This is a genomic window from Pseudoalteromonas arctica (assembly GCF_012927645.1).
Lineage (GTDB): Bacteria > Pseudomonadota > Gammaproteobacteria > Enterobacterales > Alteromonadaceae > Pseudoalteromonas > Pseudoalteromonas arctica_A.
The window spans coordinates 1-25068 of sequence record NZ_JABBMT010000044.1; the positions used below are offsets into that span (position 1 = coordinate 1).

A 25068-nucleotide genomic window follows, 5' to 3' on the forward strand; every position below is an offset into this window, starting at 1 on the left:
AAAAGTTTTATGTCTTTCGACAGCTCAATGAATTCTGAATTTATTTAATATCTTTCGATATTGAATTGACTGTGCTGCAATTCCTACCTAAGTAGTTATTGCTGTTGGTCACTCAGTTTTCAATTGATACTCTAAATTTGTTTGCCTCACTTAGTAAACTAAGCTTGGCTGTTAGAACTCAATCTGTACGAGTGCCCACACAGATGATTGCTTTATATTGTTAAAGAACGTTGCGACATTGTCGCTAGGGATGCGTATAATACATCCTTTATTTTTCGAGTCAACACTTAATTTTAAACTTTCTTACGATGATTAAAACTCAAGTTTTATTTAACTCTCTGAGTTGTTCGTGCCCCGCTATGCGTTGGCGTTTCCCGTCTCAGTGGGGTCGCATTATAGGGAGATCCAAAAACAGATCAACACTTTTTTGCAATCTTTTGACCATTCGCTCAAAAAGCATGCAAAACATTTTAAAAGAACACTTAATCGATGCTTTTTCGAGTCTTTTTTGATGTAAATTAAATTATTTCACCTAAATATCATTGCTATGTTCATTTATCGCGTTAAGATAGCAAGCTCACAATGTTAAATTAATGTTTATTTCCTGTTTATTGGTAGATCAAAATGAAATTACCCGATCAAAAATCTCTTATCTCTTCAGTTATCCTTGCTGTTATTGGTTTCGTTATAGTTAATTTTGCGCTTTCGAGCCTACAATTAAGTCCCGCACTGTTGTTTGGTGCTGGTTTATTAATTGGTGGTGTAGTTATAGCTGCAATGTCATCTGGCGATGTAGAAGAAGCCGAAGTAAAAACAAAAACACTTTATGTGGGCAATCTTCCTTATCGTGCAAATGAAGGTGTAGTTCGCGCTTTATTTGAAGAACAAGGTAAAGTGTTTAATGTACGCTTATTAAAGGATAAAAATACTGGCAAACGTCGTGGCTTTGGCTTTGTTGAAATGGCAGAGTTAGATGCTGATAATGCTATTGCAAAATTAAACGATAGCGAGTTTCAACAACGTACATTGAAAGTTCGTGAAGCAAAACAAAAACAAGATGATGAATCTAACTCTTTTCGTTCTGAGTCGGATCAATCAGCGTAACTAGCTCCACCGGTTGCTTATCAACATAAATAGAAGCCGTTGCGTAATAACGTAGCGGCTTTTTCTTGCCTGTACACTTATTAGTATCAAGCTCATTACTCCAATCAATATTATGTTCTGTTAGTATTGCACACACACGTTTGGCTATTGCTACGCCGGAATCAAGTAATAGTACAGTACTATTAAAATACTCATTCAAACCTTTTGCTAAAATTGGAAAATGCGTACAACCTAACACGATTACATCCACTCTATTGTCAATAGCGAGACTATCGAGCTCTGCAACTAGTTTGTCTTGCATAATCTTTTTACTTTGGTATGTTTGCTCCGCCAACGCTACAAGTTCAACGCTCGCATATAAATGTACTGTAACAGCTTGACCATGCTGGCTTATCAACTGTTGTGTATAACTACTTTCTACTGTTGCTGGTGTGGCCAATAAGGCAATATGCTGTGACTTAGATAATAAAGCGGCGGGTTTAATTGCGGGTACTACACCGACGATCGGTATCGTGGTTAACTCGCGAAGTGCGCTCAGTGCTGAAGTAGATGCGGTATTACAAGCAATAACTAACACATCAACGTGTAATTGTTGTGTTTCTATAAAAATTAATAATCCGCTGAGGCGCTGAATTATGGTTTGTTGACTCAGTTTTCCATAAGGTAGGTAGGCGTTATCCATAAAATAACTATAGCGGCCATCAGGTATGTATTGCTGAATATGCTTCAGCACTGTGGTACCACCAATGCCCGAATCAAAAACCATGATATGAGGTGACAAACAACTCGCTCCTTATAATAACTAAGCTGAGCAGTTTGCCACGCGATGTACTGAAAATAAAGCTTATGCTTCACTCTCTAGTGCAGCTGAGCGCAATTTATTCATTTGCTCAAACATCGATTTTGTATAGTCGACTAATTTGCTTATTTCTGCTTGGTCTTGATTTAACCATTGTAAAATGCCTGACAATTCATTTTGCAAACCAAGATCACCTGCTTTATTAAAGGCATTTTTTAGATCGTCATTAAATGGCGCTATTTTTTCAGCCACAGCTTTCTCTGGTGTTGGTTTGTTCTCTTCATAGCCTTTTATTGCTGCAAACGTTTTAGTTTGTTTTAACTCCATTGAAAACGCGACTAGCTGTTCGTTGCCTAAGTTCAGCTCTTGTGCTTGTTCAAAGGCTTGTTCTAAATCGCCACCAAAAAATGTTTTACTAACATTTTGCAAGTCTTCCATCATTGCATTTATAGCCTTTTGTTCATCTTCGTTTAAATCACCATTTACTGACATGCTAAATGATAACTCCCGCGATTGTGATGATGCACTGGCATAACCTTCATTTTGACCATTACGCTGATAACTACTGGCTGATTGCTGTTTAAATGCATCAGCAAAACTAATACTCACTTCATCACCTTCTGCTGTGGTGAAGTTATATTGCGCATTATTACTTAAACTTAAATACTGTGCTTGAGTAACACTGATAGAATCCGATTTAGGATTAAATAAATTCTCTTCAAATTCATCCAGGCCATTAAAAATACCCTCTTTGGATTTTTCTATGCCCTGTTCAATTTCGTCGTTTAGAATACCGGTATCTTTTAATTCACCATAGGCGTCATCAATACCTGTTTGTACACCTTTGCGTGCATCACTAAGCATACCTTTGAGTTTTTCATTATCGGCACCATTGGCTTGCGCTTTCTTAACGGCACCTGTTACAAAGTCCAAAACGTTTTTGACGATTTCTTCAAAATCAAACAGTGGTTTGTCTTTTTTCTCTTCCGCGACAGGTAAGCCTAAGGCCTCAGCCATTTTGTCACCTAATACTTTTGCAGCTAATTCTTTACCACGTTGCTGGTAACTATCTTGGGGCGGCTGTATTGTAGGTTGCTGTAATGCAGCTTTGTTACTGTATTTATTGACGTTGTTGTTTGGAACAAAGCCAAAGTTGCCAATTTTCATGATCCGACTCCTATTTTTACTTACTTTAAGTATCGGCCCAAAAATAAATAACTAAAGTAAAATGTACAAAAAAACAGCATCATTCGTTACGCAAAACTAGACAAATAATCCCTGCCCCCTACAATAGCGCCGATAAACAGCATAATGAAATAAGGTAGTAGGTAATGGCGGTTATAAAGATCGATACAACAGGATACGACGCACAGTTAAATGAAAAAGAGCAACGTATCATTGCGCAATTCCAACGCTTTGGTGTTGAACAATTAGAAGTCTTTGCCTCTGAGCCAATTCATTACCGTCAACGCGCTGAATTTAGAGTATGGCACGACGGCGATGAGTTATTCCACATTATGTTTGATCAAGCTACCAAAGATAAAATCAGAGTCGATGTGTTTGACCCTGCAGCGCCGCTAATTGGGGAGGTAATGCAGGCAATGATCGATAATCTTAAAGGCTGTGAAGTATTGCGTCGTAAATTATTCCAAATAGATTATCTTGCTAGTTTAAGCGGTGAAATTTTAGTGAGTTTGCTTTATCACAAACCACTCGACGAAGAATGGCTAGCAGCTATCAAGTCACTAAAAGAATCATTGAGTGAACGCTTTAAAATTGATTTTATTGGTCGTGCTCGCAAACAAAAAGAAGTGCTCGGTGATGATTTTGTTACTGAGCGTTTAACAGTTAATGGCCAGCAACTTATTTACCAACAAGTTGAAAACAGCTTTACGCAGCCAAATGCTAAAGTAAACATTAAGATGCTGGAGTGGGCACAAGACTTATGTAAACCACTAAAAAATGATTTACTAGAACTCTATTGTGGTAACGGTAACTTTTCAATTGCCTTAGCTGGGTCGTTTGATCGTGTATTAGCAACCGAAATCTCTAAATCGTCAGTACACTCGGCGCAGTATAATATTGCTAAAAATAACGTAACTAACTTAGATATCATTCGTATGTCGAGCGAAGAGTTTACGCAAGCAATGAACGGCGAGCGTACATTCTCTCGGTTAGAAGGGATTGATCTAACCAGCTACGATTGTCAAACTATTTTAGTAGATCCACCACGCGCAGGCATGGATACATTAACATGTGATTTAGTCGCCAATTACGAGAGCATTATTTATATTTCGTGTAACCCTGAGACACTAGAACGCGATTTAGAGCACCTAACTCGCACTCATGGAGTCAAACGGTTTGCGATTTTTGACCAATTTCCATATACCCACCACATTGAATCAGGGGTATTTTTACAACGTAAATTGTAAAGTATCTATGCCAGTGCTTTTTCAGCACCTAGCTTAAATTCAGCAGTCACATCCTCACCAGTATTAGTAATTACTTTATGATTGTTGATTTCAGCGGGATCTCTCGGGGTAGATAAACCACCAGCAACTTCAGGGCAGAAGGACACTACACCCCCTTGCTGTTGCCTGCAGGGTGAAGCAGTTGCTGCCCAGTGCCGTCGTAGCGTACAGGCGTGCCAAGCAAACAACTTGAAACCAGTATTTTATGCATTTCTTACCACCTGTAACAAAAAAGCTCCGCGTACGGAGCTTTTACAATAAACACTAAACAGCTCTATTTAGCAGCTAAGTAATTAATCAATTTGCTAATATCTTCAGGCTCAGTAATACCTGATTCACGACCTAGGTTAAGCTTATATTTACCATTTACGATAAATGTTGGTACGCCACGCAGTGCCCCCTTATCTTTATAGTAATCTTGGTCACGCTTCATTTTTGAACTCATAGTGCGTACTGAAAAACTTTTATACAGTTTATCAAACTTATCACCGTCAACACCTTGCGCGACAAATACATCTTTAACATCAGCTAGTTCATTAAACTTAGCACGTTTAACGTGAACATGATTAAACATGGCTGCAATAATGGCATCTTTTTGTGGTAGTACTTCAGCTGTTGCAAGTGCCTGTGAAATCATTTGTTGATTTTCAGGATCACGAACACCAATAAAATCGACGTGGCTCTTTTTAAACTTAATACTTGTATCAAGCTTAGGTTTAACATCAGCTAGTAAAGGTTCATAGTTATTACAAGCAGGACAATAAAATGAGAAAAATTCTTTGACCTCTGGCTTTTTGCTGGCACGCTCAGATACTACATCATAATGCACACCTTCTTCGTACGTCGTTGCTGCATTTGCAGCTAATGGTAATAGCAGCGCTAGTAATCCTGCTTTAACTAATTTTATCATCGGTAAAAACTCCAAAAATTATTGTTTTAATAGCTTATTGTTGTAATAAAAAGGTAACTAACTGATCAAGCTGTTCTTGGCTTGTGATGGTATTCATATTAATTTTGTATTTATCATTAACTATAAACGTTGGCACACCGGTTAAGGCTCCCATTTGTGAAAACTTATTTTGCTTGTCTTGCATGGCTTTTTCCGCCGCAATCACAGGCATGCTGGCAATATTTTTATCAAAGGTATCGCTATCAATGCCATTTACTGCAAGTAATGCTTTAACGTCTTTAATATTATTGAGTGGAGCACGTTTTATATGAATGCTGTCAAACATTTGATCTGCAACTTGCTCACCTTTGTCATGCTGTTTAGCAATGATATACGCATAACTCAAATTACTTTGCACTTCTGGCGCTAAACCACCTAAAAAATTCACATGGTTTTTTACAAACTCAGTACCTGCAGGCAAGCTTTTTTCCATTGCTTTAGCTACTGGTTCAAACTTAAAACAGTGCGGGCAATAAAATGAAAAGAATTCTGTTACTTGTGAGGTTTTACTTTTTTCAATTTTTAGTACGTCATAGTGCTCACCAGCTTTAAAATCTGTAGCCATGGCAGCAAACGGTAGGCATAAGATTAGTAAACTCAGTTTTAATTTTTTAAGCATTGGACTCTCGTTTCAGATATTTTTAATAATTAGTTAGGCAGCAACGTCAGCGGCGGCTCTTGTAGTGCAGAATACTGCTCTTTTAGCGCTAAAATTTGTTGCTCCCAGTATTTGTCATCAGCAAACCATGAAAAGTTCCGCGGAAATGCCGGATCTTCCCAGCGTTTAGCTAGCCACCCCATATAATGAATCATACGCATTGCACGTAACGGTTCAATCAATTTGAGCTGAGTATGATCAAAATCACAAAACTCTTCATAGGCTGCCACTAAGGTGTCTAACTGTAACAGTTGATTGTTCCGATCGCCACTGAGCATCATCCATAAATCTTGAATAGCGGGCCCTTGGCGACTATCATCCAAATCAACAAACATTAAGGCATTTCCCGCCCACAGAATATTACCGGCATGGCAATCACCATGTAAGCGTATAGTATCCACTTGCTGATAAAGCGATTTCGTTTTATCGATTACCATATCTAAGATGGTATAAAATGCGGTAGTTAAACTGCTAGGCACCAGATTACTTTTTTGTAACTGAATTTTAGCTGTATCTAAATACTCGTCACACCCTATGACCGGTCGTTCGCTAAAAACATTTCCTTTCGCTACTTGATGCATCCGGCCAATCAAACGACCAAGCACATCTAACTGATCAAGATTATCAACTTCAAAGATACGTCCCCCGACACTTGGGAACAAAGTAAATAGATAACCATTATGCTCAAATAAGCTTTTGCCATTGCGCTGTATCGGCGCAACTACAGGCACCTCAGCATCAGCCAATTCATATGCAAAGCTATGCTCTTCGAGTATTTGCGCCTTACTCCAGCGCTCGGGACGATAAAATTTCACCACATAACGTAGGCCATCTTCAGCTTTGAATTGATAAACACGGTTTTCGTAACTGTTCAGTGCTAATAAGCCAGACTCTGCGTAAATGCTAATACTTTCGACCGCATCTAAAATCGAATCTGGGGTGAGGTCAACAAAACTAAATTTACTCATAATTCTCATCACTTATAAAAAAGCGGGAAAACCCCGCTTTTTATTTATTATCAGTGTACTTAACTATCGCGCTTTAAAGAAGTTACTCGGTTGCGAAATTTGCGAGCTTGGATCATCTACTGGCGATAATACAAAGCTAAACTTGGTTATAGGTGCTTTCAAGTCATACGGGTCCATTACTAAAGACAATGGCACATTATGTGATTCACCAGCTTGCACGGTAAAGGTTTGCTTACCAATGTATTTGAAATTCTCTAACCCTTCTACTTTGATATTAAACGTTTGCTCATATTGCGCTTTGTTGATCACTTTAAGTGTATAGGTGTTTTCGACAAGACCATTAAAATCGACTCGATAGAGTTGATTGCGGTCACGAATAATATCCAAGTCCATTGGTTTACGCATCACAATATTCGTTAACAGCGCTGCGCTGAGCACCACTAATATAACAATATAACCAATAATCTTAGCGCGCAGAGGATTGGTTTTGTTCTCTGGCGTTTGCAGGTTACGCTCAGTGGTATATGAAATAAGCCCGCGCGGATAATTCATTTTATCCATTACCCCGTCGCAGGCATCGATACAGGCGCCACAGTTAATACATTCAGCTTGCAGACCATTGCGAATATCGATCCCTGTTGGGCATACTTGTACGCACAAATTACAGTCAATACAGTCACCCAAGCTAAGCTCTTGTCGATCTTGTTTACGACTACGTGGACCACGATTTTCACCACGTTTTTCATCGTAGCTCACGGTGAAAGTATCTTTATCAAACATTGCAGATTGAAAACGCGAATACGGACAAATATGCAAGCACATAATTTCGCGCATCCAACCAGCATTACCATAAGTACATATTGCAAAGCCGATGATACTCACTAGCGCATAGCCGCCAACATTGAAAGTTATGAAGTCAGGGAGTAGTTCGCGAATAGGTGTGAAATAACCAACAAAGGTCAATGCGGTGTATAAAGAAAAAGCTATCCAACTGGTATGTTTGGCTGTTTTACGCCAAAATTTATCCAAGTTCATTGGTCGCTGATCAAGTTTTTTGCGTTGATTAGCAGTCCCTTCAAACTTTTCTTCAAACCAAATAAAAATAAACGTCCAGACGGTTTGCGGGCATGTATAGCCACACCAAACCCGACCGTAAAAGGTGGTCACTAAGAATAATGCGAATGCTGCAAGCATCAGAATAAAAGCAAGAATAGTAAAATCTTGTGGCCATAGAGTGAGCCCAAAAATGTTATATTTTTGACCAATGAGATCAAATAATACCGCTTGTTGGTCATTAAAATTTATCCATGGCAGTGCCATGAACGCCAACATACCAAGAAAACCAATACGCTGTCTTAATAGTTGATGTAACCCTTTAACCGCACGTACATAAATGCGATTACGGGGATTAAATCTATCCTGTTGAGCATATAGATCGGGCTTTTCGATCTTAACCTCACTAGGAATATTTTTTACTTTTATTTGCTTGTCCATCGAAGTTCCTCAACGCCGCTTGGAGAATGAAAGTCAAACAATCATATAACGCTATTTAGATAGCTAACAACTACGCTTACATATAAAAATATGTGCTAACTAAACTACAGCGCCGTAAAAGTTCAGAAATTTCTGAAAAATCTAATTGTTCTCTGTCATTATACCAACTCTCCTAAAAAAAGCTGACATTCATTGATAAATAATTTATTCACCTAACTTGCTTGCTTTACAAAGGGGCATTTTATTACACTGGTGTCTAATTCGTACCCGTTCAGATCAAAGTTTACTCACATATGAAAAAATTCCTTGTACTAGTTGTAGTGATACTTGCGTTATTCACAATTGATCACCCAATGATAAAAGAACCTCGAGAAAAATTATTAGGGGAAGGTGTAGGGCTATTAAGTAGTGCTAGCAACATTAACCGTGGGCCCGCGGCGAGCATGGCAAAAAACCGCATCAAGTCAGAACTAACACTTTCAGAAAGCGAGTTAGAGTATTTAGAAGAAACCATGCAAACTGATGAACAACTGCAGCTATTCCATACTCGTTACTGCCGCAGTAAAGATCTCAACTTATATTTTTACGAAGATCGTTTAAATACAGTGTGTGACATCGTCTCAACAGCATTGGCTGAGCGCAGAGGTAAATAGTGGATTTTTCAGCTTTAACAAAAAGAAGCAGCGCATCGTTTAACCAACATAAAAATCTACTGAAGAAGCTGGCGAAAGGACAAGCGGTAAAATGTGAAGTATGCCAAGGCATATTAACGTTAGATTTAAAGACTCAGCAACCTGCCAAAGGGGTTGCTAAATGCCCGAATGGCTGTACTGAAATTGTGTTGGATTTAGCATAATGCTAACTCCAACCATCTTCTTCATCAGCGTATAAACCACTTTGTACCGCGATAATTTCTATTAACTCAGCAAATCCTAATGCAAAATCTCCCATTAGTTCATACTGTTGCTGGCTTAGTTGTATTTCACTAAGCTGATTTTGCTGGGCAATTGTTGTAATAAGCTGAGGCTCTAAAGCAAAAAAGCCTAAACTGGCGTAAGCGGTTTGCAGTGTATCAGTTAAGTCAGCTGTTAGTGCATCAGCTTGCATTAGCTTATTAATATATACCTGTGCTCCCTGAACAAAACCCTGACACCATTGCTGGCATTCATGCAAATCTAGGTAGCTGTCGTCTTGATCACTCACCTGTAAACTTACAGGGAGCTTAAAGCCTGTTTCATAAACTTGTTCACTGATCTGATGATACAAAGCCATCAATGCAAATAATGTTTGTTCTTCTAGCTGATCGTGTGTATCTGGCACTATCCGTTCAAGCCACTCGTGTACGTCTAATGGCTCAGGAGAGCAAATAACCGCAAATAAGTAACCTTGGCTCTGCACAAGTGTCATGGCGCCATTACGGCTCGCTAAATACGCACTTAACTGCTGACCATGTTGCTGTGTAAATTCAGGAATTTGCATAAAACAATTCAGCCTTGTTTAAAAATTCAATGGATAACGGCCATTACTATCTGCACGGCCTAAAAATTTGGCGGCATCGTGTACTTCTTTTGGTAGTGATGCTTCTGGCTTGATATATCCAGCCACTTTAAAGTCCATGTTTGCTTTCAAGGTTGCATCAGCCGCTAAGCCCAAGCGGTTCTCAGGATCTACTAACACGGCTATATCGCCCGACTTACAGCTTAACTTGCCACTTAATGGACCAACGCTAAACCAACCAGACAATCCTTGCACATCGATGTTTGGACTGGCAATTTCACCTTTTAATGCATCACAATAAGGCGCTCCTGAGAGATATTCATCTAACTCAACAATTACTCTGCCTTTAGCATTAATAGGTAATGGCAACTGCAAACGCTGCATCGCACGTGCAACGCTCAAACGCAATGTAGCATCATTTAATGCCACTACTTGATCAAGCAAACCATAACTAAAGTCACTGCGACCTGACAATTCACTAGTCTGTCGCGGATCTCCAAACTTTATACTGCCTGTCAGCTGTCCGGTGAATAATGCCCAACCAGAAATATCCCAGTTTAAATTATTAATCTGTTCATCTTGATAGCGCAGCTGCATTATTCTCCCCTGCCAAATGCTACCCGATGCTTTACCTATTTGCAGATCTTTAGGTAAATAAGGATTTGCTAAATTAAGCGCAACTGCAGCTGGCGTTTTTAATAGTGCAAAAAAGATAAAACCGAAGAAAAATATTACTATAAGCATCGCTATTTTTTTCATTCTTTACTTCTCTAATACCAGTCGGCTAACGCGCACGTAGCCTGGTTTATCATCGCGACTGAGATCTAAATTTTCAATCAATACGCCTTTAGTGTTTACCAGTTCATCAAGCCATTCTATAAGCTTATTAAACTGTACCGAGTCGATGGTTAATCTTAATGAATTATCGCTAGGCTGCATTTTGCTGATAGTTATATCGTAGCGACCACGGCTAGCATTAACTATTTGACTCAAGTTTTGGTCACTTGTTACAGCACGCGCACTCCCTGCTTTGAGTTTAACAATACTGTTATCAACCCACGCTAATAATTCTTGCTGTTTAACTTGGTTTTTTTCAGCTTCAGTTATCGCGTTGTTTAGTGGTCTAAAAATACCCATAACTAATATAAAAATAACAAAAATAACCCCTGCGACCATCACCAACTGTTGTTCTTGCTCTTTTAAGCCACGCCAATGTTTTAAAAGTTGTTGCTTCATGCTGCACCTCGTAGTTTGATTTCACCGACTACAAAGTCGCCATCATTATTTAATGAGCCTTGGTCTACGGTTAATCCGCGCTGTTCAAGAATTGCTTTAACTTTGCCAAAGGTTTGAAAATCTTTTCCGCGAGCACGAACTCTAAGTTCATTGCGACGTTGATCATAACGCAATGTCTCAGGGGTAAACTCTTGTACTTGGCTAAATACCCCCACCAGCGCATTCGTTAAATCTAGGAAGCTGGCACTGCTGCCCCCTTCTAATTTAGCCAATTCACCCTGAATTTGGTTTTTGATCAAATGCGGGCGTACTGTTTTACCCGGAAAGGCAGTTTGATAACGCTCAACCACCTGTGTTTTAGCGACTTCAAGCTCACTATTTAGCTGATACAATTCAATACTTTTTACAGCCACAGAGCCAACTAACGCGACACTCGCTGCAATGGCGGCACTTTGCCAATACGCCCACCATAATGTGCTTTGCTTTTTCAGTTGATATTGACCTTGGCGAAGATTGAATTTTATCTCAGGTAATTGTTTAGCAAATAACGCCAGCGGTAAATCATAAGCATCGGTATGCGCCATAAGATTAACCGTTTCTGGAAATTGCGAGGCAGGGCTGTAATGTGCAACATTAGGGTGGCCTAAAGCAGTTAAATACTCCGCCAACCAGCTTTGCTCTACTGCACTGATCCGCCATGCACCTTGCTTACATAACCATTGATTATTAAGCTCAATAACGCTTAATCCCTCATGTTCCGCAGTAGGAAGCAATAATGCATCGGGTAACAGTTTGAAAACTTCGATTTCATGTTCAGCAAATACAGCTAACCAAGTTTCAAACCATTCTCGGTCAGTCATGGCAACTTTAATGGCGTGCTTGTCACCGACCATAGTAGGCTCAGCAATCGCGATAAATAAGTCATCTACGTCACATGCAATCTCCTCTTCAAGCATATATGGGAGCGCTTGCTCAAGCTTACGATTCCACTTGGTCGGCAGGATTACAGTTTTTAATTGCACCTGATCGCACGGAAGTAATACCACAACTTCACGGCTCTGTGCTTTTTCAACTAACTCACCCAGTTGCTCAGCGTTCGGCAATCCGCCACTGGCAATTATTTCTTGTTCTAATGGTGAGTAAATCAGCCAATTAATACTTTCTTGTTGAGTTTGACCCGTGCGGATCAACAGTATTTCTGTCACTGTACGCCTCCAAATTTTCGCGCCAGTATAGTTACTTCGCCATCTTTGGCATGCAGTAATGTGGTCATCGAAAAACGCAGATCGACAAATTTAGCCTGCGCTTGTAGTTTAAAATATTCGCTATTTATGGTGAACAGCTTTTCAACAGACTTAACATTTTGAGCCCCTTGTTGATTCACTTGTTCAAAAAATTCTTCAATATTACTAAAGCCTTCTTCTGGTCGGACTGATAGTACACTTTGCGCACCTGACTCACTCAAACCATCAATCAATGCACTCAATAATAATGCCTGTTCAGGAGCGATTGTATTGACATTAATTGCTAACAATTCGCTATCTGGGATCACGCATACGTATGGCAAGATTTTTTCCATCACTAATGGATTAAAGCCTTTAACCAAACGCAGCTCTGAGCTTGATGCAAAAAAACTATTCGCTGTCATATAGGGGGATTTACGCGATAAATACTCATCTTCCTCAGCGCCAGAACGATAAGTAATACTATCTTCATCGAGCCAGTCGTAAACACTGTCAGCCATGGCTTCTTCCGACTCTTCTGCTGGCAAGTCTTCAATATTTTCTAATAGCGCTAATAACGCGGTGTGCGCAGGATTGGTTTTATCAGCACTACCAGTTTGTGGCGCTTTAACACGTAATGCATTGAGATTTAAACAAGCCTGTAAGTCCGTGATCTTGCCTTGCAAAGTACCATTATCAACCGGATAAGGAATATCGCCTTGTTGCGCCCAAATTTGTTTTAAAGTGGTTTTGTCAGGGTCATCTTTTTTGCTTTGTAATAACGCTTTAATAGCCAGCTCTTCTGCGGCATAGGCATACCACTTAGCTTGCTGATGACCTTGTATATTGGTACTTTTTTGCACTTGAACAAGCAAGTTAGTACTCATCTCTACGGCTAAAATTGATGCCAAGGCAACAATAAACAAGACAATTATAAGCGCGGCGCCATGTTGAGATTTATGGTTCACTTAAACCTCCCGCCTTCCCATTACCTGGAACTAAAAAAACGCGTCTTATCGGTTCTTCATCAATTTGTTGCAATGTAACTGCCACAGCTTTTGGCAAGGCTTTGCCCTGCCACTGCTCTTGCCATTCATGCTTTTCATCTAAAAATTCAAATTTAAGATCTTCGATATCTTTAAGAATAACTTGCACTCGCGGTTCAAGGTTATCGAGTTGATCAACATAAACCCGATATACGCGCTCAAGGTTGTCATCAATAACACGATAACCCACTGCTTGTAGTTCTGAACGCGGTAATAAATTAATTGGGTTAATCCAGCCATCTCGCACAAAGGCAATACCGTCATACTGGCTATCAATGGTGTAACGCCCAGCAAGTAGGTATTGTTCTTGCACATCACCGGCTTCATTACGCACGACACGTTTAGTCATTTGGCTGAAGTCTTGATCCATTAATCTAAAGGTCGTTTGCAAACCATTCAATTCTGCAATTTTTTCGTCTGATGCACCTTTAGCTTTGGTGGTCGAATCAAGAATTTGGTGAGTAGCCAACACGACGAATGCTAAGATCCCCAGCGCTACCATCACTTCTAAGAGTGTAAAACCGCGCTGCTTCACTTATTTGCTACCTTTATTTAAATAGCTGATGAGCTCATAAACCGAGTGCTCTAACTTTTCATCACTAAATACATTAATCGTTACTTTGACAAAACTTTTATCTGCTGTCGCTGCGATATTTTGACGCCAATACCATTCTATACCAGCCATTGTTTCAGTGCCTTTTGCGCCATTTTTGCCTTGCCATTTATCGCCTAAGGTACGCTGTTCAATCATTACATTCTCAGCTACCCAAGAGGCATAGGTTTGCTCTTCAAGGCTTGATAAGTGATTAATATGCTCGGCTGTTGCTTGCATGGCCGCAATTCCTGCCATGGCACAAATACTCAGCGCTACCATAACCTCAAGTAAGGTAAAACCTTTAGACCTGCGATACATTATTCTGGCTCTCTGCGTAGGTTAACCGGTGCGGAAAATTCCCCTTCGATGAAATATACAGGTTCTTTTTCATCTTTTAATGCATAGATAAGTTGAAACGCGCTAACTTCACCAGAAGATAAAATAAGGACTTGCGGGATTTTAAGTTGTTTAAGCTCTAAAAAATCATCCTCATCACCGCCACTCATTAACTCGCGCCAATTAGATTGTTCGAGTAGATTATCTTGAGCCCAGGCGAGATCTTCTAGATTAAGTGTCAATTTGAGACGTTCATCAACAGTCACCGGTGCAAACAGCTTTTCTCGATCGAAAGTGATCCATTTTTCACCATCAAATACTAAAAACTCCAACGTATCTTTATCAAGCAAAAAACCTAATTCAACCTGATTTAAGATTGCAAATTCAGAGGCCATATTAATGGTGGTATGCAGTCTCAGTGCTTGTGTATCCAATTCATCTTCAACACCGCCATCAAGACTATATACCACCATTTTTGTGGCGAAGGCTATCACCACCAGCACAACTAGAATTTCAATTAAGCTAAAGCCACGCATCGGTGACTTTAGCTTTACAAGGCGCAACTTAGCTCGACTTAACAGCATATTAAGCTCAGTGCTGGGGACAAAAATGCTTTTATATCAAGATGCATTTTTATTTTTCTTCGTCCCAGTTACCAATATCGTCATCAGTACCCACTTCGCCATCCGGTCCCATTGAGAACAAATCAAATTTACCCACTTCACCTGGGCTGATTAATTGATATGGGTTACCCCATGGATCTTCTGGTAATTTAGAAATAAAGCCACCTTCAGGAAAGCGTTTTGGTACTGGCTCTACGCTTGTTTTAGTCACTAACCCTTCAAGGCCTTGCTCAGTAGTTAAGTAAGCTTTGTTCTTTAATTTATAAAGACTCATAGCATCTTCAAGCTGCTGTATATCAAGATGCGCTTTATCTAATGCTGCCTCTTCTTGCTGACCCATAATGTTAGGTGCCACGATTGACATGATCATGCCAATGATAACCAGCACCACCATAACTTCGAGTAATGAGAAACCTGCTTGTTTATTCACGTACATACCTCTGTTGTTCTTAATAATTCACTATCGTAACACGATGAAAATGCATTACGAAATCCCTAAAATAGTTAAAGTCCAATCGCTTTATTCATTGCCATAATAGGTTGTAATATGGCCATTACGATAAACAATACAATAACCGCCATGGACGCTATCATCGCAGGCTCTAAGAGTTTTAGCGAGACATTTACCATGGTTTCGAATTCACGGTCTTGATTGTTTGCAGCACGCTCTAGCATTTGCTCGAGCTCACCTGATTTCTCCCCACTGGCGATCATATGCAGCATCATCGGTGGGAATAATTTTGTTTGTTGTAAAGATGCTCTTAAACTTGCCCCTTCACTAACGCGGGTTGCAGCATCAGCCACTGCTTTTTTAATTTTCTCGTTGATCAATACGCCACCAGAAATACGCATCCCCTCTAGTAACGGCACTGAACTTGATGACAATATACTCAGTGTTCGAGCAAATCTGGCGGTATTAATACTACGAGCAACTTTGCCAATGCCCGGCATAATCAAAATTTTCGAATCATACCAAAAACGGATCTTAGGCTGTTTGAGCGCATGTTTAACACCAATCACTGTGGCGGTAAATAACACCAAAGTAATAAACCAATAATTTTGTACATAGTTACTCGCCGCCATGACCCATTCCGTCGTCCAAGGTAAAACCTGCTTTGACTTTTCAAATGTCTTCAATATTTTCGGCACGACTGTCCCTAGTAATATTGACACGATACCAATGGCAAATATTACTAATATCACCGGATATACCATCGCCTGCGTGATTTGACTACGCATGTGTTGGCGTTGTTCCGTGTAATCGGCTAAACGATTCAATACAGCATCTAAGTGACCTGACTTTTCGCCTGCAGCCACCATAGCACGGTATAAATTATCAAACACATGTGGAAACTCAGACATGCCATCAGCCAAGGTATAACCTTCAACAACTTTCGAACGCACCGACATTAACATGCGTTTCATACGTGGTTTTTCACACTGTTCAGCCACCGCCATTACCGCCCCTTCAACCGGTAACGCCGATTGAATGAGTGTAGCGAGTTGGCGAGTGATCAAAGCGAGATCTGAGGTAGATATTTTCGCTTTAAAAAAGCTGCCAAATAGCGAGCTTTTTTCGCCTTTAATTTGCTTTTCGCCTTCGCCGGCAAGCACAACTTCGAGCGGCGTCAGACCTTGTTCACGTAACGATTGGCGAATTTGTTTGGCGGTATCCGCTTCTTGAATACCTTTCTTCTCTTTACCGCGAGCATCGAGCGCGCGATATTCAAATGCTGCCATTGTTAACCTTCCTCACGCGTTACACGTAATACTTCTTCAAGGGTGGTTTTACCAGCTAATACGCGACTACAGCCATCTTGGCGAATACTTGGGGTATGTTTGCGAATGTACTTTTCAACACTTTGCTCACCTTTACCACTGTGAACAAGTTCGCGAACAGTTTCATCAACGACCAGTAATTCATGAATACCGGTACGACCACGGTAACCATTAAAGTTACACTCTTCACAGCCAACGGCTCGGTAAATGGTCGGCGGATTATCAAATGGTACGCCAAGCAATTCACACTCGCGCTCATCGGCTACATGTGCTTCTTTACAGCTATTGCATAAAGTACGTACTAGCCGTTGCGAGAGGACGCCAAGTAAAGAGGATGATAATAAGAAAGGCTCTACGCCCATATCTTCCATACGAGAGATAGCACCTGCTGCGGTGTTGGTATGCAATGTCGACATCACTAAGTGACCCGTAAGTGAGGCTTGCACGCCAATTTGTGCGGTTTCAAGGTCACGTATTTCACCAACCATTACGACATCTGGATCTTGACGTAAGATTGCCCGTAAGCCACGGGCAAAGGTCATATCAACTTTAGTATTTACCTGAGTTTGGCCAATGCCTGGGATTTCATACTCAATTGGATCTTCAACCGTTAAAATATTACGATCGCGAGAGTTAATTTGACTCATACCCGCATAAAGCGTGGTACTTTTTCCCGAACCAGTTGGGCCGGTCACCAAAATAATTCCGTGCGGTTTACTGATCAAATCAGAGAACAATTCACGATTACGCAGTGTCATACCTAAATCTTCAAGATTTAAACGCGCATTATTTTTATCAAGCAAACGCAATACAACCCGCTCACCAAAACTTGATGGCATGGTTGAGACCCGTACATCAACTGCACGCCCTGCGATACGTAAACTTATACGACCATCTTGTGGGATACGCTTTTCCGCAATATCGAGTTTCGCCATTACTTTGATACGTGAGACTAACAACGATGCCAGTTTACGGTTTGGTTTCAGTACTTCTTTAAGTACGCCATCAACCCTAAAGCGAATAACGAGCTCTTGCTCAAAGGTTTCGATGTGAATATCTGACGCACCTTCTTTGATTGCTTCACTAAGCATCGCGTTAATCAGTTTAATGATTGGTGCGTCATCATCACCGGCGAGTAAGTCTTCCGTTTGTGGCATTTCTTCAGCAAGCGAAAATAGGTCTACCTCGTTACCGATATCTTCCATCATTTGCTGAGTTTCAGAACTATCGCGTTGATATGATGCTTCTAATAATAACTCAAACTTGTCATCAGCTAAATGTTCAAGCGTAAAGCCATGCCCAGCGATGCGACGAACTTCTAACAAAGCATCAATATCAAGCTCCCCCCGATAGAAAACCACCCGGTCATCGTTATCTTTACTTAATAGCATGCCTGTACGTCGTGCATATGAAAATGGTAGCCGCTTATTAGGCAGCTCAACTAAATCATTACTGGTCAACAGCTCGCTATTATTTTGTGGCTGCGGGAGCTCTGCGGTGATCTCAGTGAGTGCATCAGTCATTATTGCGCCCATCGGTACTTTGCTGTTTTATGTATTCTTCATACGTTGGCGGTAATACTAATGCATCATTCCACTCAGGTAGGATTGGCATATCGGTTAAAGGCATTAAATCAATACCATCTTCTTTTTGTTTATACTGCTCACTACGAATAAAGTTATATTTGCTGTGACTCAATTTATTCATTGTAATTCCATCACGAATAATGGTTGGACGAATAAACACGATTAAATTACGTTTTTGCTTACTGCTACTGGTTGAGCGGAATAACTGACCAAGGATGGGAATATCACCTAATATTGGTACTTTCGAGACGCTTTCTTGTACATCTTCATCAATTAGACCACCAAGCACAACCATGCCGCCGTCATCAGCCATAACCGTGGTTTTAATGGCACGTTTATTAATAGATATATCAACAGCAGTCTTACCACTAACGCCTGAGACTTCTTGCTCAATGGTTAGCTGTACAGCTGAACCATCATTTATTTGTGGCGTTACTTTAAGTTTTATACCCACCTCTTGACGCTCAACTGTTTGAAATGGGTTATCATTATTAGTGCCCGTTTGAGCTCCGGTAATGATAGGTACTTCTTGACCGACAATCATTGATGCTTCTTCGTTATCCATAGTAGTAACCGAAGGTGTAGCAAGAATATTTGAGTTAGTATCGGTAGAGACCGCTTGAATGATCGCACCCCAATCGTTTTTAACAATCCCCATCGCAAGACCATTAACACCACTAAGTAATGAACTTAACGGGCCTAAATCCCCTGCAATGGTTTCTTCGTACTCCGTTGGCGTACCCGTTTCAGGACCTATAATTGTTTTAGTCACTGTTTTATCACGGGCTTGTTCAGCTGCCACAGCTAAAGAACCTATAGGAACATTTGTGCCGTTATTAAACTGCATCATACCGCCTTTCTCTGAAATCCATTGCAGACCAAAGTTAACCCCATCAGCTTCCATTACTTCAACAATGATTGCTTCAACGAGTACTTGGGCACGGCGAATATCAAGCCGTTCAATCACTGATTCCAATGAACGCATAGTGTCAGGTTGAGCAGTAATGACCAATGAGTTTGAATCAGGGTGAGCTTCGATGCTGGTTTCGTTTTGGTTGCGACTACGAGTTTTAGTTGCCCCGCCTTGACCTTCTTCACCAAGCGTTTTGCTAACCCCTTGCAACACTTTCACTAAATCTTCAGCGCTGGCATAATTCAGGTAAATTACTTTAGTGTTACCTTGGCTTTGTAACTCACCGTCGAGGCGTTTAATTAATTCAATAGCACGCGTTCTTGCTTGGCCTTCGCCACTAACAATCACGCTATTAGTACGGCCATCTGCAACGACTTTAGGGATCAAAAATTCCGGGATGCTGCCTTTACCGCTATCTTTGTAAATATTATCAACCACAGATACCACATCATCTGCGGTGGCAAAGTTTAGCTTAACAATATCAACCCGCTTATCGCCGGCCTGATCAACTGAGCGAATAATTTCAACCAGTCGGTTTACTGAGGCAGCATGACCGGTCAACATCATTACGTTTGCAGCGTTGAAGTTGGCAACATGACCGCCATCTTTTTGGTCGCTAAACTGACGCACTAATGGACCGAGTTCTTGTACGCTAACATTTTTTACACGTACGACACGGGTGATCATCATATCACCACGCGCTTGGTCGTCTTCAGTGACTAATGGTACGTTTGATTTTTTAGCATCAGAGCTTTTTTCAATCTTTATAACACCGTTATCCATTTCAACAGCTGAATAACCGTAAACTTCTAGCACATTTAAAAAGAAGTGATAATAAAGTGCCTCGTCCATCAATTCATAGCTACGCACATTTACTTTGCCGCGTACATTCGGGTCGATAATGATGGTCTTATTCAGATTTTTACCAACGATATTAATAAACTCGTTGATATCAGTCCCTTTAAAGTTTGCAGCATACTCAACGGCAGACACCGATAGAGATAAGCTAGCCACAAAAAAAAGTGTTGCGTACTTAGCTAACCCTTTTCTGATTTTTTTGAGGTGTAGCGCGTGAACCATTATATTAAAACTCCAAAGCTAGGTTATTGCAGGCTAAATTGCACATCAATCTGCTCGCCATCACGATCAATTGTAATGTTGGCATCGGTACTATTACGCAGCTCATTAATGGCTGACATGGCCTGTTTTAAATCTGTTAATTGATAGCCGTTAATCGATACAGCCAAATCGTTATTTTGTAACCCCATTTGCGTAAATAATGCAGGGTCTTTACCAGCGCTTAAACGATAGCCTATAAGTTCACCATCCTTCATAGCCTGAGATACTCGAATATAGTCAAATAATTTACCGGGATCTTTTAACAATTCTTCTCGGGTCTCTATAATTGCTTCTTTTACTTCTTGATTTGCTGTTACATCAATCTGATGATCACTTTCCATTTGCGGACCGTCATCGAGTTCAGGTTCATCACTTTCACGTTCGGCAAGTACTGGCATTGATACTGTTTTGGTAAAATCCACGCCATCAAGCATTAACGTTTCAAAGCGGCCACTGACATCTAAAATTACGCGGTCAGGTAATACTTGAGCAAGCTTAGCACGAGTGCCTTGTACAACATCATCTACTAAATAGGTTGATTGTTGGCCTTGAGATTCAATAATTGCCAAACCGGTTTGATCGTTGCCACTGACCGCAACAATACCGGTTAAATTAATGCTTAATCGAGTTTCTGGTGCATTGTTAATGACTTGAGCTTGTTTGCTTGCTGATCTTTTAGGCGCAGCATCAGCTTTACCAAATAAGTTTTGTGCTAAAATTGCTTGCGTATTTACGCGTCCAGATTTACCTGTAGCGCTATTTATATAACTTGGAGAAAGGCTAGAATAAACTGGGGTTGGCCATAGTAGCCAAAATAATTTTGCTGTTAAGAAGGCAATATAAACAACGACTAAAAGCGTTATTGCCCAACTCAATTTAGCGTGGGGTAATTTACTTACTACATGTTTTAGCTGTTGTAATCGCTGTTCCATAAATGACGTTTCTTATTTTAATTTGCTGCTTCATCGCTGGCCTATAGTACCTTTTCATTTTTCATTCAACAAGCGCACTAATATGAAACTTTATAATCTAGGTAAATTAACGCTCAAGCTGAGCGTAAAAACTTCGACTATTTCTTTGTTGGTCAGTTTCATGCTAAATTTTGCCTTACAGAGCCGCGCTTTTAATTGAGTATAATTGTGTCAAAAAGTAACACCCATAATACCACGTCAAAAGATGAAGCTATTAGTATCCGTTTAGACAAATGGTTGTGGGCTGCACGCTTTTATAAAACCCGCGCCATCGCACGGGATATGGTGCAAGGTGGCAAAGTGCATTATAATGGCCAGCGCACTAAACCTAGTAAAATAGTCGAACTAGATGCTGTGATCAAACTTGCTCAAGGAGTTGACGAAAAAGTTATCACTGTACTTAAATTGCTTGATAAACGCTTAAGTGCCTCCATTGCTCAAACCTTGTATCACGAGTCTGATGCAAGTATCGAAAAACGCGAAGCCAATAGCATCGCGCGCAAGAATAATAGCTTTTTTGCTCCTCATCCGGATCGTAAACCAGACAAAAAGCAAAGACGCGAACTTTTAAAAATGAAATCAAGTTAGGTAAAGCCCCATGCAACAAGATCTACTTCATCGTTATACATTTGATCAACTAGACGCCCGCGGCGAACTCGTACAAATAGAGCAAGCTTATAATGAAATGATTACCGATCATAATTACCCAGCGCAAGTGCAAGCTTTATTGGGTGAGTTACTGGTCGCAACCTGCCTACTTACAGCTACATTAAAGTTTGAAGGTGATATAGCAGTACAACTGCAAGGTGATGGTCCGGTAAAATATGCGGTTATCAACGGCGATCATCAACAAAATATGCGCGGTATTGCCCGTCTGCAAGGTGAAGTAACAGGTTCCACCATTCAGGAACAAATAGGTAACGGTGTGATGGTACTGACAATCACCCCAACTAAAGGTGAACGTTATCAAGGTATCGTTCCGCTTGAGCACGACACATTAGCGGCATGTCTTGAAGCCTACTTTGCACAATCAGAACAACTACAAACACGTCTTTGGTTTGCAACTGATACAACACAAGGTCATGCTAAAGCTGCAGGTCTACTATTACAAGTATTACCTGTTAATAAAGAAAAGTCGATTACTGACTTTACCCACCTTGAAGCACTCAGTAATACGATTAAAGCTGAAGAGTTACTAGAACTTGATGCTGAAACTGTGCTTACTCGTCTTTATCATGAAGACAATCCACGCGTGTACGAGCCGCAAGCAATCCAGTTTAAATGTGGTTGTAGTAGAGAGAAAACCATCACTGCGCTCGTTAATATAGGTCAACAAACTTTATTAGATGACGTTATTGAAAATGGTGAAGTAAAAATTAGCTGCCATTATTGCTTAAAAGATTACGTTTTTAATGAACAAGATGTAAAAAGTATTTTCAACTAATCTCACTATTCAAAAAACCAACAGAACTCAAGCCGCATTTATTGCGGTTTTTTTATGCAAAAAATTGATACCGGTGTCATGAGTTGCATTACTTTTATGACACCGGTATCATTGAAATTATTCATGTTTTTTACTAAATATATGTGTTTTTAGGCCTTTGATAAGCTCGAATATCCCTAATCCATCTGTTACTATAAATGCAGCTTAAAGGTCTTTAGAACCCCAGAGCTATCCCGTTCAATCTCACACAATTTAGGTATAAACATGACTTCAAGCGCTACTCGTTTTGTCGATCTAACTGCAGCTGAACTTGTCGAACACGCGATCCGTCGTGGCGAAGGGACTTTAGCCGCCAATGGAGCTTTTGTTGCAAATACCGGTCGTCGTACTGGTCGTTCTCCAAAAGACCGTTTTATTGTTCAAGAATCAAGTACTGAAAATGATATCCAATGGGGTAATGTAAATCGCCCTTTCGATGCAGATAAATTTGACGCTCTATGGGCACGTGTAGAAGCACATGTGCAAAGCAATGACCACTTCATCTCTCACCTTGAAGTTGGCGCTGATCCTGAGCATTATCTACCAGTTGTTGTTACAACTGAAACTGCATGGCATCATATTTTTGCCAAAAACATGTTTATCGAACCTAAATCTTATAATACATCTGATTTACCCGAGTGGCAGGTAATGAATGCTCCTTCATTTGTATGTGATCCTGAACGTGATGGCACAAACAGCGATGGCACAGTTATTATCAACTTTGCACAACGTAAAGTATTGCTAGCAGGTATGCGTTATGCCGGTGAAATGAAAAAATCGATGTTCTCTGTACAGAACTTCCTACTTCCAGCGAAAGGTGTATTACCAATGCACTGTTCTGCTAACGTAGGTGAAGCAGGCGACACCGCTTTATTCTTCGGTTTATCTGGTACAGGTAAAACAACGTTATCAGCAGATCCAACGCGTTTCCTAATCGGCGATGATGAGCATGGCTGGGCACCTGGTAGTGTATTTAACATCGAAGGCGGCTGTTATGCAAAATGCATCGACTTATCGCAAAAGAATGAACCTGTTATTTGGGATGCAATCCGTTTTGGAACTATCCTAGAAAACGTTGTACTTGATGAAAAAGGTATTCCTGACTTTCACGATACAAGCCTAACTCAAAATAGCCGCGCAGCTTATCCTCTTGAGCACGTTGAAAAGCGTAAAGTAGAGAACCGCGCAGGTGAACCAAAAGCAGTGGTATTCTTAACCTGTGATGTAAGTGGTGTATTACCGCCTGTATCAATCCTTAGCGAAGAAGCAGCAGCGTTCCACTTCCTAAGTGGTTACACTGCAAAAGTAGGTTCAACAGAAATTGGTTCTACAAGTGATATTGAATCAACCTTCTCAACCTGTTTCGGCGCACCATTTTTCCCACGTCCTGCAGGTGTTTACGCAGAGCTTCTTATGAAGCGTGTACGCGAGTTTGGCGCTAAAGTTTACCTAGTTAATACAGGTTGGACTGGTGATCCTTACGGCACAGGTAAGCGCTTTGATATTCCAACTACCCGCGCTGTTGTTGATGCAATCGTATCAGGTAAACTTGCTGGTGTTGAAACACAACATATTGATGTTTTAAACCTAGACGTACCAGTTACAGTACCAGGCGTAGACAGTAAACTACTTAACCCAATTAATACATGGGAAGACAAAGCAAAATACGCTGAATATGCAGCTAAACTTGCAGCAGACTTCACTGAAAACTTCGCAAAATACGATGTTTCAGATGAAATCAAAAATGCCGGACCTAAAGCGTAATAACTCGCTATAAAACCAAATTTAAACGCCAGCCTGCGCTGGCGTTTTCAGTTTACTAATGAAAACTTTGTTCATGATAAAACGAAATTACCCCCCTAAATTTGTTGTTCACTCTCTTGCTACTGAAAAATCTTTTTATCGCCAAAATAATCACCACCGATCATAGCAAAAATATTATTAGTATGTATGAATAGGAAAATATTTCATTTCGTCTTGCTTATACTACACAATCAATGATCATTGGAAAATAGGCTTTGAGGCGAGAGGCGAGAGGCGTACCCAATACAGGCAAGTGTATAGCTAACGACACCTAGCTTTGCTTCATACCTTAGTTCTTAAGGAACGTTGATCGCGTAACTTCCTATTTTAAAACGGCAAATGTCACTTTCTTTTTCAATGGATTGACGCTTACAATTTACCGCTAGTAGCTTTAGTACACGGTGTATCTTGTGGC

Annotated in this window: 26 protein-coding genes and 1 pseudogene; 7 read left to right on the plus strand and 20 right to left on the minus strand. The window is 40.4% G+C overall.

The features are described from left to right. Positions 1–624: 624 nt before the first annotated feature. Positions 625–1104 (plus strand): RNA recognition motif domain-containing protein, encoded by a 480-nt coding sequence (locus tag HHO47_RS17555; RefSeq protein WP_145242807.1) that lies wholly within the window; start codon positions 625–627, stop codon positions 1102–1104. Here HHO47_RS17555 and murI read toward each other — a convergent pair. Continuing rightward, on the minus strand, positions 1067–1885 hold the full coding sequence (murI, locus tag HHO47_RS17560; protein WP_169021467.1) for a glutamate racemase: 819 nt from the start codon (positions 1883–1885) through the stop codon (positions 1067–1069). The two genes, HHO47_RS17555 and murI, sit on opposite strands and share 38 nt — an antisense overlap. Before the next feature lie 63 nt (positions 1886–1948). Continuing rightward, complete coding sequence (locus tag HHO47_RS17565; RefSeq protein WP_169021468.1) at positions 1949–3070, minus strand: DUF5610 domain-containing protein; 1122 nt, start codon at positions 3068–3070, stop codon at positions 1949–1951. Between the two features lie 164 nt (positions 3071–3234). On the opposite strand from HHO47_RS17565, the gene trmA reads away from it, so the two are divergent. Next, on the plus strand, positions 3235–4335 hold the full coding sequence (gene trmA / locus HHO47_RS17570; protein WP_169021469.1) for a tRNA (uridine(54)-C5)-methyltransferase TrmA: 1101 nt from the start codon (positions 3235–3237) through the stop codon (positions 4333–4335). Positions 4336–4343: 8 nt separating this feature from the next. Here trmA and HHO47_RS17575 read toward each other — a convergent pair. From HHO47_RS17575 to ccoG, 5 genes and pseudogenes are all read right to left on the minus strand, one after another. Further along, a pseudogene (locus tag HHO47_RS17575) lies at positions 4344–4585 on the minus strand (DUF523 domain-containing protein); the annotation flags it as partial. Positions 4586–4648: 63 nt separating this feature from the next. Next, complete coding sequence (locus HHO47_RS17580; RefSeq protein WP_169021470.1) at positions 4649–5284, minus strand: thiol:disulfide interchange protein DsbA/DsbL; 636 nt, start codon at positions 5282–5284, stop codon at positions 4649–4651. Positions 5285–5318: 34 nt separating this feature from the next. Continuing rightward, the gene (locus tag HHO47_RS17585; RefSeq protein ID WP_169021471.1) at positions 5319–5942 is read right to left on the minus strand and encodes a thiol:disulfide interchange protein DsbA/DsbL; all 624 of its coding nucleotides are present in this window, start codon (positions 5940–5942) and stop codon (positions 5319–5321) included. A gap of 29 nt (positions 5943–5971) precedes the next feature. Further along, on the minus strand, positions 5972–6949 hold the full coding sequence (locus HHO47_RS17590; RefSeq protein ID WP_169021472.1) for a serine/threonine protein kinase: 978 nt from the start codon (positions 6947–6949) through the stop codon (positions 5972–5974). Positions 6950–7012: 63 nt separating this feature from the next. Beyond that, positions 7013–8443 carry a cytochrome c oxidase accessory protein CcoG gene (gene ccoG, locus HHO47_RS17595; protein WP_169021473.1) on the minus strand — a complete coding sequence of 477 codons (1431 nt, stop codon included), beginning with the start codon at positions 8441–8443 and terminating at the stop codon, positions 7013–7015. Between the two features lie 293 nt (positions 8444–8736). Here ccoG and HHO47_RS17600 point away from each other — a divergent pair, with 293 nt between their 5' ends. After that, positions 8737–9096 (plus strand): hypothetical protein, encoded by a 360-nt coding sequence (locus HHO47_RS17600; RefSeq protein ID WP_169021474.1) that lies wholly within the window; start codon positions 8737–8739, stop codon positions 9094–9096. Continuing rightward, the gene (locus HHO47_RS17605; RefSeq protein WP_169021475.1) at positions 9096–9299 is read left to right on the plus strand and encodes a hypothetical protein; all 204 of its coding nucleotides are present in this window, start codon (positions 9096–9098) and stop codon (positions 9297–9299) included. The genes HHO47_RS17600 and HHO47_RS17605 overlap by 1 nt, the downstream gene beginning before the upstream one ends. Before the next feature lie 2 nt (positions 9300–9301). Here HHO47_RS17605 and HHO47_RS17610 read toward each other — a convergent pair whose 3' ends face one another. The 13 genes from HHO47_RS17610 to gspC form a co-directional block, all read right to left on the minus strand. Further along, positions 9302–9922, minus strand: coding sequence for a UPF0149 family protein (locus HHO47_RS17610; protein WP_169021476.1), 621 nt, complete (start codon positions 9920–9922; stop codon positions 9302–9304). 18 nt (positions 9923–9940) lie between these two features. Continuing rightward, on the minus strand, positions 9941–10699 hold the full coding sequence (locus HHO47_RS17615; protein WP_169021477.1) for a type II secretion system protein N: 759 nt from the start codon (positions 10697–10699) through the stop codon (positions 9941–9943). Between the two features lie 3 nt (positions 10700–10702). Then, on the minus strand, positions 10703–11176 hold the full coding sequence (gene gspM / locus HHO47_RS17620) for a type II secretion system protein GspM (protein ID WP_169021478.1): 474 nt from the start codon (positions 11174–11176) through the stop codon (positions 10703–10705). Beyond that, a complete protein-coding gene (gene gspL / locus HHO47_RS17625) occupies positions 11173–12381 on the minus strand; it encodes a type II secretion system protein GspL (protein ID WP_169021479.1) in 1209 nt (402 codons plus the stop codon). The genes gspM and gspL overlap by 4 nt, the downstream gene beginning before the upstream one ends. Beyond that, the gene (gspK, locus tag HHO47_RS17630) at positions 12378–13367 is read right to left on the minus strand and encodes a type II secretion system minor pseudopilin GspK (RefSeq protein ID WP_169021480.1); all 990 of its coding nucleotides are present in this window, start codon (positions 13365–13367) and stop codon (positions 12378–12380) included. Before gspK ends, gspL begins: the two co-directional genes overlap by 4 nt. After that, complete coding sequence (gspJ, locus tag HHO47_RS17635) at positions 13357–13980, minus strand: type II secretion system minor pseudopilin GspJ (RefSeq protein ID WP_169021481.1); 624 nt, start codon at positions 13978–13980, stop codon at positions 13357–13359. The genes gspK and gspJ overlap by 11 nt, the downstream gene beginning before the upstream one ends. After that, positions 13981–14358: a type II secretion system minor pseudopilin GspI gene (gene gspI, locus HHO47_RS17640; RefSeq protein WP_169021482.1), complete on the minus strand. Its 378-nt coding sequence runs from the start codon at positions 14356–14358 to the stop codon at positions 13981–13983. It lies immediately after the preceding gene. Next, positions 14358–14960 (minus strand): pilus assembly FimT family protein, encoded by a 603-nt coding sequence (locus tag HHO47_RS17645; protein ID WP_169021483.1) that lies wholly within the window; start codon positions 14958–14960, stop codon positions 14358–14360. Before HHO47_RS17645 ends, gspI begins: the two co-directional genes overlap by 1 nt. Before the next feature lie 49 nt (positions 14961–15009). Beyond that, complete coding sequence (gene gspG, locus HHO47_RS17650) at positions 15010–15429, minus strand: type II secretion system major pseudopilin GspG (RefSeq protein WP_145242768.1); 420 nt, start codon at positions 15427–15429, stop codon at positions 15010–15012. Between the two features lie 74 nt (positions 15430–15503). Next, on the minus strand, positions 15504–16739 hold the full coding sequence (gspF, locus tag HHO47_RS17655; protein ID WP_169021485.1) for a type II secretion system inner membrane protein GspF: 1236 nt from the start codon (positions 16737–16739) through the stop codon (positions 15504–15506). Between the two features lie 2 nt (positions 16740–16741). Next, the gene (gspE, locus tag HHO47_RS17660) at positions 16742–18301 is read right to left on the minus strand and encodes a type II secretion system ATPase GspE (RefSeq protein WP_169021486.1); all 1560 of its coding nucleotides are present in this window, start codon (positions 18299–18301) and stop codon (positions 16742–16744) included. After that, entirely contained in the window at positions 18294–20357 is a 2064-nt protein-coding gene (gene gspD, locus HHO47_RS17665) for a type II secretion system secretin GspD (protein WP_169021487.1), read from the minus strand. The genes gspE and gspD overlap by 8 nt, the downstream gene beginning before the upstream one ends. 23 nt (positions 20358–20380) lie before the next feature. After that, entirely contained in the window at positions 20381–21328 is a 948-nt protein-coding gene (gene gspC, locus HHO47_RS17670) for a type II secretion system protein GspC (RefSeq protein WP_169021488.1), read from the minus strand. A 204-nt stretch (positions 21329–21532) separates the two neighbouring features. Between gspC and hslR the strand changes: the two genes are divergently transcribed. The 3 genes from hslR to HHO47_RS17685 all read left to right on the plus strand — a co-directional run bounded on the left by hslR (position 21533) and on the right by HHO47_RS17685 (position 24614). Beyond that, positions 21533–21955: a ribosome-associated heat shock protein Hsp15 gene (gene hslR / locus HHO47_RS17675; RefSeq protein ID WP_169021491.1), complete on the plus strand. Its 423-nt coding sequence runs from the start codon at positions 21533–21535 to the stop codon at positions 21953–21955. Between the two features lie 10 nt (positions 21956–21965). After that, positions 21966–22811 (plus strand): Hsp33 family molecular chaperone HslO, encoded by an 846-nt coding sequence (gene hslO / locus HHO47_RS17680; RefSeq protein WP_169021489.1) that lies wholly within the window; start codon positions 21966–21968, stop codon positions 22809–22811. 264 nt (positions 22812–23075) lie between these two features. After that, a complete protein-coding gene (locus HHO47_RS17685; RefSeq protein WP_169021490.1) occupies positions 23076–24614 on the plus strand; it encodes a phosphoenolpyruvate carboxykinase in 1539 nt (512 codons plus the stop codon). Positions 24615–25068 lie beyond the last annotated feature (454 nt).